This window comes from Rhodococcus sp. P-2 (genome assembly GCF_016598535.1).
In the GTDB taxonomy this organism is placed as follows: Bacteria; Actinomycetota; Actinomycetes; order Mycobacteriales; family Mycobacteriaceae; genus Rhodococcus_F; species Rhodococcus_F baikonurensis.
This window is the reverse complement of the sequence record NZ_CP066779.1, coordinates 3,709,419-3,723,674: the sequence shown is the minus strand read 5'-3', so window position 1 is coordinate 3,723,674 and position 14,256 is coordinate 3,709,419. Positions and strand designations below refer to the sequence as shown.

The 14,256-nt window shown below is 61.9% G+C and carries 10 protein-coding genes; 4 read left to right on the top strand and 6 right to left on the bottom strand.

The genetic code is table 11. From position 1 onward, the window contains the following. Positions 1–33: 33 nt before the first annotated feature. Together I7X09_RS17715 and I7X09_RS17710 are read left to right on the top strand one after the other, a co-directional pair. A complete protein-coding gene (locus I7X09_RS17715) occupies positions 34–1,656 on the top strand; it encodes an MFS transporter (protein WP_200313155.1) in 1,623 nt (540 codons plus the stop codon). A gap of 237 nt (positions 1,657–1,893) precedes the next feature. Then, positions 1,894–4,230, top strand: coding sequence for a putative bifunctional diguanylate cyclase/phosphodiesterase (locus tag I7X09_RS17710; protein WP_234036617.1), 2,337 nt, complete (start codon positions 1,894–1,896; stop codon positions 4,228–4,230). A gap of 1 nt (position 4,231) precedes the next feature. On the opposite strand, the gene I7X09_RS17705 is transcribed toward I7X09_RS17710, so the two are convergent. Beyond that, on the bottom strand, positions 4,232–5,356 hold the full coding sequence (locus I7X09_RS17705; protein ID WP_234036616.1) for a GGDEF domain-containing protein: 1,125 nt from the start codon (positions 5,354–5,356) through the stop codon (positions 4,232–4,234). 122 nt (positions 5,357–5,478) lie between these two features. Further along, complete coding sequence (locus tag I7X09_RS17700) at positions 5,479–6,918, bottom strand: amino acid permease (protein WP_124568064.1); 1,440 nt, start codon at positions 6,916–6,918, stop codon at positions 5,479–5,481. A gap of 148 nt (positions 6,919–7,066) precedes the next feature. Here I7X09_RS17700 and I7X09_RS17695 point away from each other — a divergent pair, with 148 nt between their 5' ends. Further along, positions 7,067–8,599, top strand: a complete 1,533-nt coding sequence (locus I7X09_RS17695; RefSeq protein WP_234036615.1) for a PucR family transcriptional regulator — start codon at positions 7,067–7,069, stop codon at positions 8,597–8,599. Here I7X09_RS17695 and I7X09_RS17690 read toward each other — a convergent pair. From I7X09_RS17690 to I7X09_RS17680, 3 genes are all read right to left on the bottom strand, one after another. Next, on the bottom strand, positions 8,575–10,011 hold the full coding sequence (locus tag I7X09_RS17690; protein ID WP_200313152.1) for an aldehyde dehydrogenase family protein: 1,437 nt from the start codon (positions 10,009–10,011) through the stop codon (positions 8,575–8,577). The two genes, I7X09_RS17695 and I7X09_RS17690, sit on opposite strands and share 25 nt — an antisense overlap. Beyond that, on the bottom strand, positions 10,008–11,381 hold the full coding sequence (gene gabT, locus I7X09_RS17685; protein ID WP_124568067.1) for a 4-aminobutyrate--2-oxoglutarate transaminase: 1,374 nt from the start codon (positions 11,379–11,381) through the stop codon (positions 10,008–10,010). The genes I7X09_RS17690 and gabT overlap by 4 nt, the downstream gene beginning before the upstream one ends. Positions 11,382–11,487: 106 nt before the next feature. Next, positions 11,488–12,294, bottom strand: a complete 807-nt coding sequence (locus I7X09_RS17680; protein WP_200313151.1) for an alpha/beta fold hydrolase — start codon at positions 12,292–12,294, stop codon at positions 11,488–11,490. 75 nt (positions 12,295–12,369) lie between these two features. Between I7X09_RS17680 and I7X09_RS17675 the strand changes: the two genes are divergently transcribed. Beyond that, a complete protein-coding gene (locus I7X09_RS17675) occupies positions 12,370–13,131 on the top strand; it encodes a DUF2127 domain-containing protein (protein WP_200313150.1) in 762 nt (253 codons plus the stop codon). Here I7X09_RS17675 and I7X09_RS17670 read toward each other — a convergent pair. Then, a complete protein-coding gene (locus I7X09_RS17670) occupies positions 13,115–14,254 on the bottom strand; it encodes a cation:proton antiporter (protein WP_200313149.1) in 1,140 nt (379 codons plus the stop codon). The genes I7X09_RS17675 and I7X09_RS17670 overlap by 17 nt on opposite strands. Positions 14,255–14,256 lie beyond the last annotated feature (2 nt).

The following is a 14,256-nucleotide window of genomic DNA, read 5'->3' as shown; positions in this document are numbered from 1 at the left end:
TTCGGAGAGCGGAGCACCGGGTACACCCGCACGATGGGTGACGGACAAGTTGCTGGTTCGACTACGCAGGCGGGTTCGGGACTGGTTCTCACGGTGTTGGCATCCAGCCAATTCCTGATGACCCTGGACAGCTCGGTCATGAACGTTTCGATGGCAACCGTCGCCGAGGACGTCGGCACGAGCATCACCGGCATTCAAACCGCGATCACGCTGTACACCCTCGTCATGGCGACGCTGATGATCACGGGAAGCAAGGTCGGTTCGATGATGGGCCGTCGCCGAGCCTTCGCACTGGGTTTGGTCATCTACGGCGCAGGTTCTCTGACAACGGCGCTCGCCCCCAATCTCGCGGTACTGCTGATCGGATGGTCGTTCCTCGAAGGCGTCGGCGCGGCGCTCATCATGCCGGCGATCGTCGCGCTCGTCGCCACCAACTTTCCGGCGCAGAAGCGGCCGGCCGCGTACGGTCTCGTTGCTGCAGCCGGCGCGATGGCTGTGGCAGTCGGACCGCTGATCGGCGGCGCCGCGACGACATTCGCATCCTGGCGTTACGTGTTCGTCGGCGAAGTCGTGATCGTTGTCCTCATCCTGCTGGTGCTCAGCAAGGTGGTCGACGTCCCACCGTCGAAGTCGCGTCTCGATTACGTCGGATCGATCCTGTCCGTGGTGGGACTGGGCATGATCGTTTTCGGTGTATTGCGTTCGAGCGAGTGGGGATGGGTGCAGGCCAAACCCGATGGACCGCAGTTGGTCGGATTGTCCCCGGTGGTGTGGCTTCTGATCGTCGGTCTCCTGGTCGTCTACGGGTTCCTGCGCTGGGAGGGGCGCCTGGCCGCTGCGGGGAAGGAGCCGTTGCTCGATCCGGCCATGCTGCGGAACCGCGAGCTCAGTGGCGGACTTTCCATGTTCTTCGCGCAGTTTCTGGTGCAGGCGGGCGTGTTCTTCGCGGTCCCGTTGTTCTTGTCCGTCGTTCTCGAGCTCAGCGCCCTCGAGACAGGAGTGCGCATCCTGCCGCTGTCGGCGGCGCTCGTGTTGGCTGCGATCGGTATTCCGAAGCTGCTGCCTACAGCGAACCCGCGGCGGGTTGTTCGAGTCGGTTTGTTGGTCATGATCTTCGGCATCTTGATGCTCGTGGCGGGCATGGATCCCGGCGCGAACGCGGCGGTCGTGATGATTCCCATGCTGTTCATGGGATTCGGCTTGGGATGTCTGTCCTCACAGCTCGGCGCGGTCACGGTGTCGGCGGTTCCGGACGATCGCAGCACCGAGGTCGGCGGGTTGCAGAACACCGCAACTAACCTGGGCGCATCCTTGGGGACCGCGCTCATCGGATCGGTTCTCATCGCCACCCTCACGACGTCTGCGATTGTCGGAATCGAGAACAATCCGGCAGTTCCGGTATCGGTGCAGCAGCAAGCGAGCACCGACATGGCTTCGGGTGTGCCGTTCCTGTCGACGACGCAACTTCGATCTGCTCTCAGTGATGCCGGCGTCGACGAATCCACGGCGGATGCGATCGTGAATGTGAACGAAGATGCCAGGCTGGACGCTCTCCGTGTCGCCTTTGCAGTGGCAGCGCTGCTCGCAATCGCCGCGTTGTTCCCGACCGCTCGCATCCCCCGGGTAGCCATCGGCGACAAACGTGCGACGAGCTAAGAATCAGCAATCGCAGATCGACCTGGAGGATCGAGAGATCGACCTCTGGATATAGTGATCTGCGCACAATCGATTCGTCAGATGGCTACCGTTGTGAAGGAAACAAGCAGCGAGTCTGAAACACTGACGTTTCACCGGATAAGGGTTCGGTGGGGAGCCAGGGGAGGTTCGGATGGCCAGGCGAGCGGATTCGACGCCCGCTGATGGAGCCTGCGCAGATGCCGGGATGCCTCGCCGATGAACCGTTTGAGTCGTCTGAGTCGATTGAGTCGCCAGGATCCTGCTTCGGAGGCCGACTGTAACAGCCTGTTTCGTCGTCAGATCGACGAAGCTGCGGCCGTTGCACCATTCGCCAACCTCGCATACATGGCGAGTTTGGTCGTGATTTTGGCTTACACCGTCCCACCGGGACGTCAAACCCTCAGGTGGCTGGGTGGTGCCCTGATCTTTCTTGTCCTCGCGAATTCGATTCGAGTGTGGATACCGCTGCGCTGGCGACCGTCGAAGCACACACCGCGCTACGACTACGTGGGTCTGCTTCTCGAAGTGATCGTGGTCGCGAGCCTCGACGTCACATTGTTCGCTCTGCTCTTTCACGACATGGACGTCTTCCGCGACTTGGTTCTGATCGCGACGATGGCCGGGATCATGGGGGCCGGAACAGTGACGTTCTCGAGCCTGAGATCGGTGAGCTTGACCTGGATCTACATTCACGGACTCGGCGTGTTCACGGTTCTCGTGGTCCACTCCGAACCGCACTTTCGAATACTCGCAATTCAGCTGTGCATCTACATGTTTGCGCTCACTGTAGGGGCGGTCTATCTGTCGGCTTCGTTCCAGAGACGTTGTCTCGCAGAGTTTCAAGCGGAATCCGAGCGTCAGACTGTGGCATTGTTGCTCGACGGTTTCGAGGGCGGTTCCCGCGACTGGCTGTGGGAGTGCGACACCAACGGCCGGTTCTCACACACCTCGGCACGTCTCGCCGAGGTCGCCGGTATGACGGTGGACGAGTTGCAACAACTCACCTTCGGGCAACTCCTCACCAGACTCCAGATCGCATCGAGTCCGGAGGGTCGTACTGCCGCGGCCCAGATGATCGACAAACTCGAATCGAGTGCCCCTTTCCGGGACACCGTCGTTCCGGTGCACGTCGACGGTAAGCGGCGCTGGTGGTCCCTTTCCGGTAATCCCCGGGTCCTCGAATCCGGCGTGATTCTGGGTTGGCGCGGTGTCGGTTCCGACATCACGGAGAGGTATGTCCACGAACAGGAGATCCTTCGGCTTGCCGCGACCGACTCGTTGACCGGATTACCGAACCGTCGAGCGTTCGGTGTGGCGCTCGAGGAAGCGATCAATTCTCGGGCGCCGGAGAAGCAGGTCCTCGTCGGGATTCTCGACCTCGACAACTTCAAATCGGTGAACGACACCCTTGGACATCCGATCGGGGACCAACTACTTCTCGAAGTCACGAAACGCCTGCGCGAGGTCGTGGGTTCAGACATGTGCTCGCGGATGGGCGGCGACGAATTCGGGCTGATCGTCTGCACGTCGTCGCGCGACGATCCCGGCGCTATTTTCGATCGGTACCTTGAAGTGCTGCATGAGCCGTTCTTCATCGAAGGTAATCGGATCGAAGTGCGGGCCACGATCGGTTACTCCAGTGCGCCGGAGGATTCCACCGACGCCGACGGATTGGTGATGCTGGCGGATCTGGCTCTCTACGAAGCGAAGTCGACGGGGCGCAATCGCGTCGGCAAGTTCTCGCCGCTGCTGCGAGCGCGGGCATCGGCGCGTGCGACGGCGCTGCACGAACTCGACAGAGGCATCGAGGAAGGGCAGTTCGACCTCCACTATCAACCCCAGGTCGACACTCAGACCGGTGAAGTGGTTGCCTTCGAAGCGCTTCTTCGGTGGAACCATCCGAGTCGCGGTCTCATCGGGCCGAGTCAGTTCATCTCGGTGGCAGAGGAAACCGGAATGATCATCCCCCTCGGTGCGCAGGCAATGGCGATGGCGACCGCTGCCGCCGCGAGATGGCCGAGCGGAATCGGTGTCTCGGTCAACGTTTCGCCCGTGCAGTTGGTGTCGCGCGAGTTCGGTGCGATGGTGACGAAGGCTCTGACTGAATCGGGCCTGCCTCCGCATCTGCTGCAACTCGAAATCACCGAGACGGGGGTTGTGGACGATCGCGCGATCCGCGATCTCTACAAGTTGCGTGAACTCGGTGTCACCGTCGCACTCGACGATTTCGGCACCGGCTATTCGTCTTTCGCAACGCTCCAGAGACTTCCGATCGACGTCCTCAAGATCGATCGCATGCTGGTCACCGACTCGGATGATCCGAAGATGTCCGTCGTGAAGTCCATTGTCGAATTGGCTGCGGCCCTGGGTATGAAGTCGTTGGCCGAGGGCGTCGAGACCATCGAGCAGTTCCGCCGCGTTCAGTGGGTCGGGTGTGACCTTGTCCAGGGTTACCACATCAGCAAGGCTCTGACCGCTGAGCGCGTCGATGTGTATCTTGCCGCGACGGACACGGAAACCGGGCGTAGCGTCCACCCACTGACCTGGCTGTGAATCAGATCTGAGCCGAGCGGATCGTATTACCGCCTGCCGCTTTCGCTTGATACATCATCGAATCCGCGACGTTCGTCGCTGCCAGGATCGCGGAAGTACCGCCGCTCCACGCCTTCGATTCGGCGGTCATCATCACCGCTCCGACGCTCACCGTTGTTGGGATGGCATCGGAACAATCCGACAGTGCCGCGTTTATCCCTTCGATCAGCAGGGTCGTCGATTCGGGATCGCCGGCAATGACGGCCAGATATTCTTCTCCGCCCGTGCGAGCGATGACTCCGCGTTCGCCGAGATGTGTGCTCAATCGGTTCGCTGTTCTTCTGATGACATGATCGCCTTCGGCGTGGCCGTGAAGATCATTCACCGTCTTGAATTTGTCGATATCGACGACGATGAAAGCGAGAGAAGAAGAATCGTCTCGGGCGCTCTCGAAGAGATCGCCGACCGCGCCTTCGAGTCCGCGACGGTTGAACAGCCCGGTAAGTGGATCACGATCCGAATACTGGGCATCGCGGTACAGAGTGCGCCAAGTCAGGTGCGCAAAAATGGGAACAAGGGTGACAGCTCCGAAAAGAACTGTGCCCCGGGCGAGAAGCGTCGTGATATCGACTTCGCCTTGAAAGTAGGCAAGAACAAATACAACTGTCGTGACAGTCGTCGACCAGACGACATGAGCGACAAGCCATCGCGCGCTGACAAACAGCGTCGCAAAGGTTCCGGTGACCGCGAAAACGATGCAACCAAACGTCCCGGACGAGCGATCCGGCACCAGGAGGACTGCGGCCGCGATCCCGAGATCTGCGAATATTCCGAATGCGAGCAGGCCCCGGCGTCCGGGAAACGGTTGTGTGAACCAACATGCGGCGATTGCCACACACATGCAGATCATGAAAACCGAAAGTGCTTTGCCGGGTGTCGTCGGCGGTGTATCCGGCCCGATCAATTTGTAGAACGCGGACAGCCCGAAGATGACTGTCATCAATCCGAGCAAGGTTCGGAAGATCGGAATGATTGCTCGTCCGGATCTCTGGTGCTTTATCCACTCGTAGTCGTGCGGTTCGTTGAACCATTCGTGAAGTGTTTGCCAAGAACTGTGCCCTTCGGAGGCGATGACAGGGCTCGGCATGCTGTCCATTTTGCCTTGAAATCGAACAAAGAGAAAATCTTTGCTCGATCGGTTTCACCGTATTGAATTTTTTCGGGGAGAAAGTGCAACCGATCGAGCAGAGAGTTCACTCGATGCTTGTTTCAGACGGTGTCCGCAGCGCTGTGCGCGTTCTCCGAGGCAGTGGCGAACGATCCGGTTTTTCGCGTACGAGACTTTCTCACGCCGTAAGCGACGAGGATGACGCCGAGGGCGACCAGGCTTTGGACGAATTCCGCGCGCGTGGGTTCGTTGAGACCCATTCCCACCAGGATCACGAGAATCAGGCCGGTGACCACTATCGGTAGGCCGGGATACAGCCAGACACGGAATTTCAGAATCTCGGGGCTTTCGCGTTCCCATCGGCGACGGAGGCGTAGTTCGGATACACAGATCAGGATGTAAACGAACAAACAGATTGCGCCGGAAGAATTCACGAGGAACAAGAAGATCGTGTCCGGCCAGATGTAGCCGGCCGCGATACAGAAGTAGCCGGCCACGGTGCACGCGAGTACACCCTTCACCGGCACGCCGCGGCTGTTGGTCCGCGTCATCCAGGCCGGCGCGTCGTTGTAGACCGAGAGCGCGAAGAGCATCCGCGACGCCGTGTACAGGCCGGAGTTGAGGCAGGACAGCACTGCGACCAGAACTACGAGGTTCAGAATGTCAGCAGCGCCGGGAATTCCGAGCAGGTCGAGGGCGGAGATGAACGGAGAATCGCCGACGACGAACGAATCCCACGGCAGCATCGTCACGAGGAGGAAGGTGGCGACAACGAAGAAGGCGAGAATACGGAAGACGACGGTGTTCGTGGCTCGTCTGATCGCTCCGGCCGGTTCGGCGGATTCCGCTGCGGCGATCGTGACTAGCTCGGCTCCGGTCATGGAGAAGATCACGGCGACGACGCCCACCAGTACGGGGGTGAAGCCGTTCGGCAGAAATCCTCCGTGGCCGGTCAGGTTGCTGAAATCGACTTCACTGCCAGGCCAGATGCCGAACACGAACAGACTGCCGAGCACGATGAAGCCGATGATGACGGCGACCTTGATACCCGCAAACCAGTATTCGGCCTCGCCGAAGTTGCTGACGGAGAGAAGGTTGACTCCGGTCATCACCAACAGGAGTACCGCTGACATGAGCCAGAGCGGGACGCCATGGATCCACCGGGAGAGCAGGGTAGCTCCGACGACGGATTCGATGCCGACGACGATCACCCAGAAGTACCAGTAGAGCCAGCCAGTGGTGAAGCCCGCCCAGTCGCCCAACGCCATTCGCGCGTACTCGGTGAACGATCCCGTACACGGCTTGGCCACCGCCATTTCACCGAGCATGCGCATCACCAGGAACACGATGATGCCGCAGATCGCACACGTGATGACGGCGCCGGGGCCGGCCTGGTTGATGATTCCGCTCAGACCGACGAAGAAACCGGCGCCGATGACACCGCCCATGGAAAGCATGGTCAAGTGGCGCTTCTTCAGGCCGGTCTTGAGCGTCGAGTGGACGCTGGCGGCTTCGGCTGTTTCGGTGCTGCTGTCGGGCATCTGGGCTCAGCTCCTATTGCATGACGCGATCAGTTCTTTCGGAGAGACGCTAAGCTCATCGTGTGATCCAGAACATGGACCTGATGTACAAAACGCAACCGGAAACTGTCAGTTCTGTCCACTGCCTTCGGAGGTTCCGGTTATGCCGATGACTGTTCGGCGGCTGGCGGCCACCACCTCGCTCGGCCTCGCGATCGTTGCAGGTCACGACAACGTGGACCTGCCGATCAGCTGGGCGCACGCAATCGAATTACAGGATCCGAGTCGGTGGCTCGCCGGTGGCGAGCTTGTCATGACGACGGGGCTGCACCTTTCGCGTTCGGCGACAAAGCAGTTCGAGTACGTCGAGCGCATTGCGCGGACCGGTGCGGTGGCACTGGCATTCGACACCGGCACCGTGCACGAGAAGGTTCCGGACGCGATCATCAGGGCCGGCGACGAACTGGGCTTTGCCGTGCTTTCCGTCGCCAAGGAGACGCCGTTCATCGCCATCTCGCGGGCCGTGATCGACGAGCTGACCGCCGACCAGATACGAACGGTGCAGGCGGTGGTCGACGCGCAGGAGAAGTTGGCGCGTGCCTTGCTCGACGGGGTGCCGGCCTTGATCACTGCTCTAGGGCGTGCCGTACATGCAGCAGTGTGTGTTCTCGATCGGGACGGAGCGGTGCTGGCTCTGACGGAAGGTGCGAGTTCGTCTCTGCCCGAACGCATCAGGGAGCGATCAGGCAAGGAGCGCAGCCGGGTCGTGGTGGACGACGACGGCCACCTGGCCATTCACCGGCTTGCCGTGAGTGGCACTCTCGCCGTGGCGTCCGACGCCGCCTTGGATCAGTCCGAACGACTGTTGGTCGGGCACACGGTATCGCTGTTGACCATCGAGCTTGCCAAGCCGTCACGGGTTGTCGATGCCGAACGGCGGCTGAGGTTGGCGGTCGCGACGATGGTGCGCCAGGCCGGCGGCGACGTCGACGAAAGTCTGTTGCGGTACTTCGGATTCGAATCCGAATCACCGGTGGTTGCAACTGCCTTGACCGATGTCGGACCATTACTGGCGGCAACCGACATCACGTCAGCGGCCCTCGAAGAAGAGGCGGTGCCGTACCTCTTGGCTCCGCTGAATGACGGCACCGGCGTGTGGTTCGTCGTGAAAAGTGAAGTTGCGGAGAAGGTCACGCGCAGTGTGTATGCGAGAGTTCGGGAGAATTCACGCCGGAGCATCAACGGCGGAATCGGAAGCGTCCGGCCGATGAGCGGTGTGGCGGCCAGTCTGCGCGAGGCCGTCTCTGCTGCCAAAGTGGGACAGGTCGACGGTCACAGGCTCGTTTCGTTCTCGGAACTCGGGACTTTCAGCCTCCTGTTGAGCGTGCAGTCGAACGATGTTCTGCAGTCGATCGCGGCCGGCGGTCTCGGTGTGTTGGAAGACTACGACGCCGAGAACGGTTCCCATCTGGTGGACTCGATCGAAGCGTTCCTGCACCACAATGGTCAATGGGAGTCCGCTGCAGCGCAGTTGGGTGTTCACCGGCACACGCTGCGCAATCGCATGGACAAGGCTGCCGAGTTGATCGGCCGAGATCTCGATTCCGCCCACACTCGATCCGAGTTGTGGATCGCGCTCAAAGCTCGTGAACTGCTGCAGGCGGAATCGAATTCAGATCACGCTCGGCCGCCCCTGAGATAGACGGTGGTGGTGTGAGTGAAGAACTCTCGTGCTGCGTCGCCTTGTTCCTTGGGCCCGTATCCACTCTTCTTCGCGCCGCCGAAAGGTACGTGAGGATCAGCGCCTGCCGATTCCGAATTGACGTGCAGGATCCCCACGTCCAGGTCGTCGATACCGGCAAGGGCGTTGGTCAGGTCCTGAGTGAACAACGCTGCGGACAAACCGAATTCGCCCTCGTTTGCCAAGCGGAAGGCGTCTGCAGTTGTTGCTGCCCGCTGCACCGCCAGCACCGGGCCGAAAAGCTCCTCGAACCACAGTTCGGTGCTCGCCGGTAGTTCCAGCACCGTCGGCTGGACGTAGTGGCCTGACTCCGGCGCTTCGGCGGTCGCTACAACTCTGGCGCCGCCGCCGACGGCTCGATCGATCCCGTTGACGATCGACTTCTGTGCGGATGCGCTGACCACGGGACCTGTGGTGACGCCGGGATCGAGTGGATCTCCGACTCTCAGTTCCTTGACCTCGACTGTCAGCCTCGCCAGAAACTCCTCGGCGATGGATTCGTGGAGCACCAGACGGGAAGTGGCCGTGCATTTCTGGCCGGTCGACCGGAATGCGCCCAGCATGACCTGCTCGACTGCAAGCTCGAGATCTGCGTCGGCAAGGACGATTGCTGCGTTCTTTCCGCCCATCTCCGCCTGGACCGGAACTCCGCGCGCCGCAGCAGATCCCGCGATCTTTCGGCCGACGCCGGTGGAACCGGTGAAGGTGACGGCGTCGAGGTCCGGGTGATCCACCAGTGCTTCACCGGCCGCGCTGTCGGCGAGGATCATGTTCAGGACGCCGTCGGGTAGGCCTGCTTCCGTCAATGCCTGTGCGAGACGGAAGGCCAGAAGAGGCACCGCGGCAGCCGGTTTCCAGACGACGGTGTTTCCGTATACCAAGGCAGGCGCAATCTTCCATGCCGGGATCGCGATCGGGAAGTTGAACGGCGTGACGACGCCTACCACTCCGAGAGGCTTGCGAGTGACGAGAATCTGCTCGCCGCTGCGAGGGGAGGAATACACCGTTCCGGACTCGCGGTCGGCGGCATTGCCGTAGTAACGCAGAATCTGCGCAGCCCGGCGTACTTCTCCGATACCCTCGGCCAGCGTTTTCCCTTCTTCACGGGTAAGTTCTTCACCCCAGCCCTCGGCGTTGGATTCGATTATTTCCGCTGCGCGAGTGAGGAATGCGCCGCGTGCGGACATCGGCAGGCGCGCCCAGCCGCTCGTGGCAATGCGGGCGACGCGAACGCCGGTCGCCATTTCGGAGGCACCGGCACGGCCTCCGGTGGCGACAACTTCGTCGGGACGCGCCGGGTTGGTGTCTGTCAGTGTGCCTTCGCATCCCGTGACCCAAGCTCCGCCGATCAAGCTGCGCACTGCGACGCTCATCGGACTGCGTCCACAGCGTCGCGAAGGATATCGAGGCCTTCGGCCAGCAATTCGTCGGAGATGCTCAGCGGCGGGAGGAATCGGACGACGTTTCCGTAGGTGCCGGCGGTGAGGAGAAGGAGACCGTGCGCGTGGGCGTAGCTGACGATCTGGGCGACGGCCTCGCGATTCGGAGCCTTGTCATCGTGGTGGACGAGTTCGATCGCAATCATGGCGCCGCGTCCACGGATATCGCCGATGATGGTTGTGTTCGAAGCGATTTCGGACAGTCCTGCGGTCAGGATCTCACCGATGTCCTTGGCGCGATCGAGGAGGCCTTCCGCCTCGATCGTCTCGAAAACTGCCAAGGCGGCCTCGCAGGCAACGGGATTGCCGCTGTACGTACCGCCGATACCACCGGGATGCGCGGTGTCCATGACGTCGGCACGGCCGGTCACGGCGGCGAGTGGCATTCCACCGGCGAGACCTTTTGCAGTTGTGATGATGTCGGGGACGAAGTTCTCACTCTCGCTGGCGAACCAGGCGCCGGTTCGAGCGATACCGGTCTGGACCTCGTCCGCGACGACGAGAATGCCGCGCTCACGGCAAAATTCGGCGACGCGCTTCAAGAATCCCGGAGCCGGAACGATGAAACCTCCCTCGCCCTGAATCGGTTCCACGACCACGGCGGCTACCGATTCGGCACCGATCTGAGTGTCGATCGCAAGACGGAACTGTGCGAATGCCTCGTCGGCCGCGTTATCGGGGCCGCTCGGCCAACGGTAGGAGTAGGCCATCGGAACCCGATAGACCTCGGGAGCGAACGGGCCGAATGTGGCCTTGTACGGCTGGTTCTTGGCGGTCATCGTCATGGTCATCAACGTGCGACCGTGGAATGCGTGGTCGAAGACGACAACTGCCGGGCGACCGGTGGCGGCACGTGCGTATTTCACGGCGTTCTCGAGCGCCTCGCTTCCGGTGTTGAACAGCGCTGTTCGTTTGTCGTGGTCGCCCGGGGTCAGGCGGTTGAGCGCTTCGCAGACCTCGACGTATCCCTCGTAGGGGTTTGCGAGGAAACACGTGTGGGTGAACTGACCGAGTTGACGGGTGGTCCGTTCGACCACGCGCGGCGCGCTGTTTCCGACGGTGGTCACGGCGATGCCGCTGCCGAAGTCGATGAACGAGTTGCCGTCGACGTCGACGACTACTCCTCCGCCCGCTGCCGCAACGTAGATGCTGGATCCGCTGGTCAGTCCGGCCGGCAGTGCGGCGCTCCGGCGCTCGGCCAAAGCGCGCGAGTTGGGGCCAGGCACTTCGGTGACGAGGCGTCGTACCTGGGGAAGGGTCGGTCCACCGATGCACGTTTCCGTGCCGTGCTCGAGAATGGTCATCGCAGTGCCTCCAGTCGTTTTCCGAACTGTAGGACGGCGACAAACAACCCGGACATGGCCGAACCGTCGATAGACTTCTACCTCATTGGACGTCGCGTCCAGCGGGTTACTTCGCGAAATTGCCGAGGAATCGTCGCAACAGTGGGTTGTACACCTCAGGGGCTTGCCAGAACGCTGCATGTCCGACTCCGGGGATGAGGTGATACGTGCCCTCCCACAGGTTCGCGAAGGTCAACGACGCGACATACGACGTGTTCACGAACGGGTCCTCGGCGCCGTCGATCACCGCGAGCGGCACCGACGCCGTTGCAACCAAAGCCTTCTGATCGGATTCGCGGCCCGCGCCGAATGCGTCGAACATGATCTTGCGAGCGCGCCCGTCCGTGCGTATCGCGGCGTCGAGGGCAGACTGCTCGAAGGGAACGGCGGTCATCCGTGCGTAGAGTTCGGCTTCCTGCGCGGTGATGACCTCGGTACCGCCGATGGACAAACCGTCGCCGGCATTGAATGCGTCGCCGAGCGTCTCGGGATTTGCCGGCGGTGTACCGGTGACGACGATTCCGGTGAGCCCGGGGAACTTCGCGATCAACTCGAGTGCGATGTGTCCACCGAGAGACCATCCGACGACAACCGCTCGCTCGACGCCGAGTTCGGTCAGAACATCGACGATGGCGTCGGCGTACCCGTTCTGCGTGTACGCGGCTTCGGGATCTCTCGCGTCCTCGGAGTCGCCGTGACCGAGTAGGTCCAGAGTGATCATGCGGTAGTCGCCGGCCCAGTCGGCGTCGACCTGATGACGGAAGATGGAGCGGCTGGCCGAGTTTCCGTGGATGAAGACAACCGGGAAACCGTCGGTGGCACTGTCGTCGACTGCCATGACGCCATGCCGGGTTTCGATCTTGGTAGTTGTCATCGGAATCCTCGTCGTTCGAAGTGCACGGTCAGCGGGTATCCACGCTACCGGGCATTTGCGGCATAGAGTTCACCCGTGGACTTCGCATTGCGCTCGTGCAGTTGGCATGGTCACGAGACCTACGCTCCGGACGAACCTGAGCTGCGGGATCGACTACAGGTGGACACTGCGGTGGGCCAGGCATGGCGGTGCCTACGTTGCGGCAACTTCGTCCCGGGAGCGCCGCAAGCGTCCGGGCCGGCGGACGCCGCCCCCGAGGTTCCGCGGGGACGGCTGCTTCGCGACCGATTGGTCATGCGACTTCTTGCCACGGAGAGAATGTTCCGCGCTCTGGGGTTGGTTCTTCTGGCGATCGGCGTGTTCAAACTCAGATCGTCGAAGGGGCGCGTCGAGGACGCCTTCGAGAACGAATTGCCGTTGATCAGACCATTGGCCCGTCAGCTGGGGTGGAACATCGACGACTCGAAACTGGTCCATCACATCGAGCAGGCCTTCTCCTTGTCCGCGACGACGCTCACCTGGATCGCGGTCGGTCTGTTGGTTTACGCCGGCCTTCAAGTGATCGAGGCCGTCGGGCTGTGGATGGTCAAACGCTGGGGCGAGTACTTCGCGGTGGTGGCGACCAGCTTGTTCCTGCCCCTCGAAATCTACGAATTGACCGAGAAGATCACGTGGTTGAGGGCCGGGCTGCTGCTGGTGAACATCGCTGCCGTCGTGTGGCTGATCTGGAGCAAGCGGCTATTCGGTGTCCGCGGCGGCGGCGCGGCGTATCACGCCGAACATTCGGAGGAGAGCTTGCTGACGGTGGAGCGGGCGGCGGTCAAACAGGCTTCGTGAGACCGGCTTTCGACGCGGCAGCACCGGCCAGTGTTGCCGCTCCGATCGTGATCATGGCGGCGAGGAGGATGGCTGCGAGCTCACCATCGCCCATCACCCCCAATTGAGTGCCCACCGTCACTGCGGCAACCGGTACACCCAGTTGCGCGGCGGACAGCACGCCGAGGGGTAGCGGGAGACCGAGGAAGCGTATCGCGGCGTGAACCACGAGAGTTGCTCCGCCCAAGACCAATCCGAGCCAGATGGCGGACGGATGGGTCACGAGGTCGCGCAGATTGATCGCCGCTCCCAGCCAGACGAAGAAGAGGGGCGCGAAGAAGCCGTCGGTGATCGCGAAGAGTTGTTTGGCGAGGCGACGGGGTTCACCGATCGCGGCCAGGACAAGTCCGAAGGCGAAGCCGGCGAGCATGATCGACACGTGAGTGCTCGAGGCCAGCGCCGCCAGCGAGAACAGGATCACCAGATTGATCCGGAGTTCGAGTGCGAACTTTCGTTTCTCGGAGAATTTGTGGAGCTTTCGCCAATGTCCGGAACGGTGGAAGGCCCGCAGCACGAAGAACAGGGCAACTGCAGACACCGCCACCGCCAGTGCGCCGATACCGGCACGAGGGGCATTGTCCGGATCGATCACCAACGGCAGCGCGACAATGCAGACGGTGTCTGCGATCGCGACCTGGGCAGTCATCTGCAGGACCGAGGTTCCACCGAGCGCCAGCGAATCGACGATAGGGAGAATCAACGCCGCGGATGACGACGCGATCAGGACCGCGTACAGCGCGGCGTGACCGGTACCGAATGCAGTCGCCGCACCGTAGCCGGCAACAACCGACAGGAGTCCGACCACAACCGAGCGAGAGGCACCCTTACCTATTGCCGCACGAACTGCCGGATCGCGGACCGGGACGTGCGAGCCGGCCACCATCATCGTGAGCGCGAACCCGATATCGGCCAGGAACCTGAAAGTCTGGTCGGACGAGTCGAGTAGCCCGAAACCGGTGACACCGAAGACGACGCCCGCGGCAAGCTCGCCGACCACCACAGGGACATGCCAGCTGACACGAGCGCCGAGCAGCGGACCGAGGATTCCGGCCAGTGCGACGAGGGCAAGTATGCCGAAGGTCATCG

Coding starts and splice junctions, on each gene's coding strand:
- I7X09_RS17715 (WP_200313155.1), top strand. CDS start 34: ATGGGTGACGGACAAGTTGCTGGTTCGACTACGCAGGCGGGTTCGGGA.
- I7X09_RS17710 (WP_234036617.1), top strand. CDS start 1,894: ATGAACCGTTTGAGTCGTCTGAGTCGATTGAGTCGCCAGGATCCTGCT.
- I7X09_RS17705 (WP_234036616.1), bottom strand. CDS start 5,356: ATGCCGAGCCCTGTCATCGCCTCCGAAGGGCACAGTTCTTGGCAAACA.
- I7X09_RS17700 (WP_124568064.1), bottom strand. CDS start 6,918: ATGCCCGACAGCAGCACCGAAACAGCCGAAGCCGCCAGCGTCCACTCG.
- I7X09_RS17695 (WP_234036615.1), top strand. CDS start 7,067: ATGACTGTTCGGCGGCTGGCGGCCACCACCTCGCTCGGCCTCGCGATC.
- I7X09_RS17690 (WP_200313152.1), bottom strand. CDS start 10,011: ATGAGCGTCGCAGTGCGCAGCTTGATCGGCGGAGCTTGGGTCACGGGA.
- gabT (WP_124568067.1), bottom strand. CDS start 11,381: ATGACCATTCTCGAGCACGGCACGGAAACGTGCATCGGTGGACCGACC.
- I7X09_RS17680 (WP_200313151.1), bottom strand. CDS start 12,294: ATGACAACTACCAAGATCGAAACCCGGCATGGCGTCATGGCAGTCGAC.
- I7X09_RS17670 (WP_200313149.1), bottom strand. CDS start 14,254: ATGACCTTCGGCATACTTGCCCTCGTCGCACTGGCCGGAATCCTCGGT.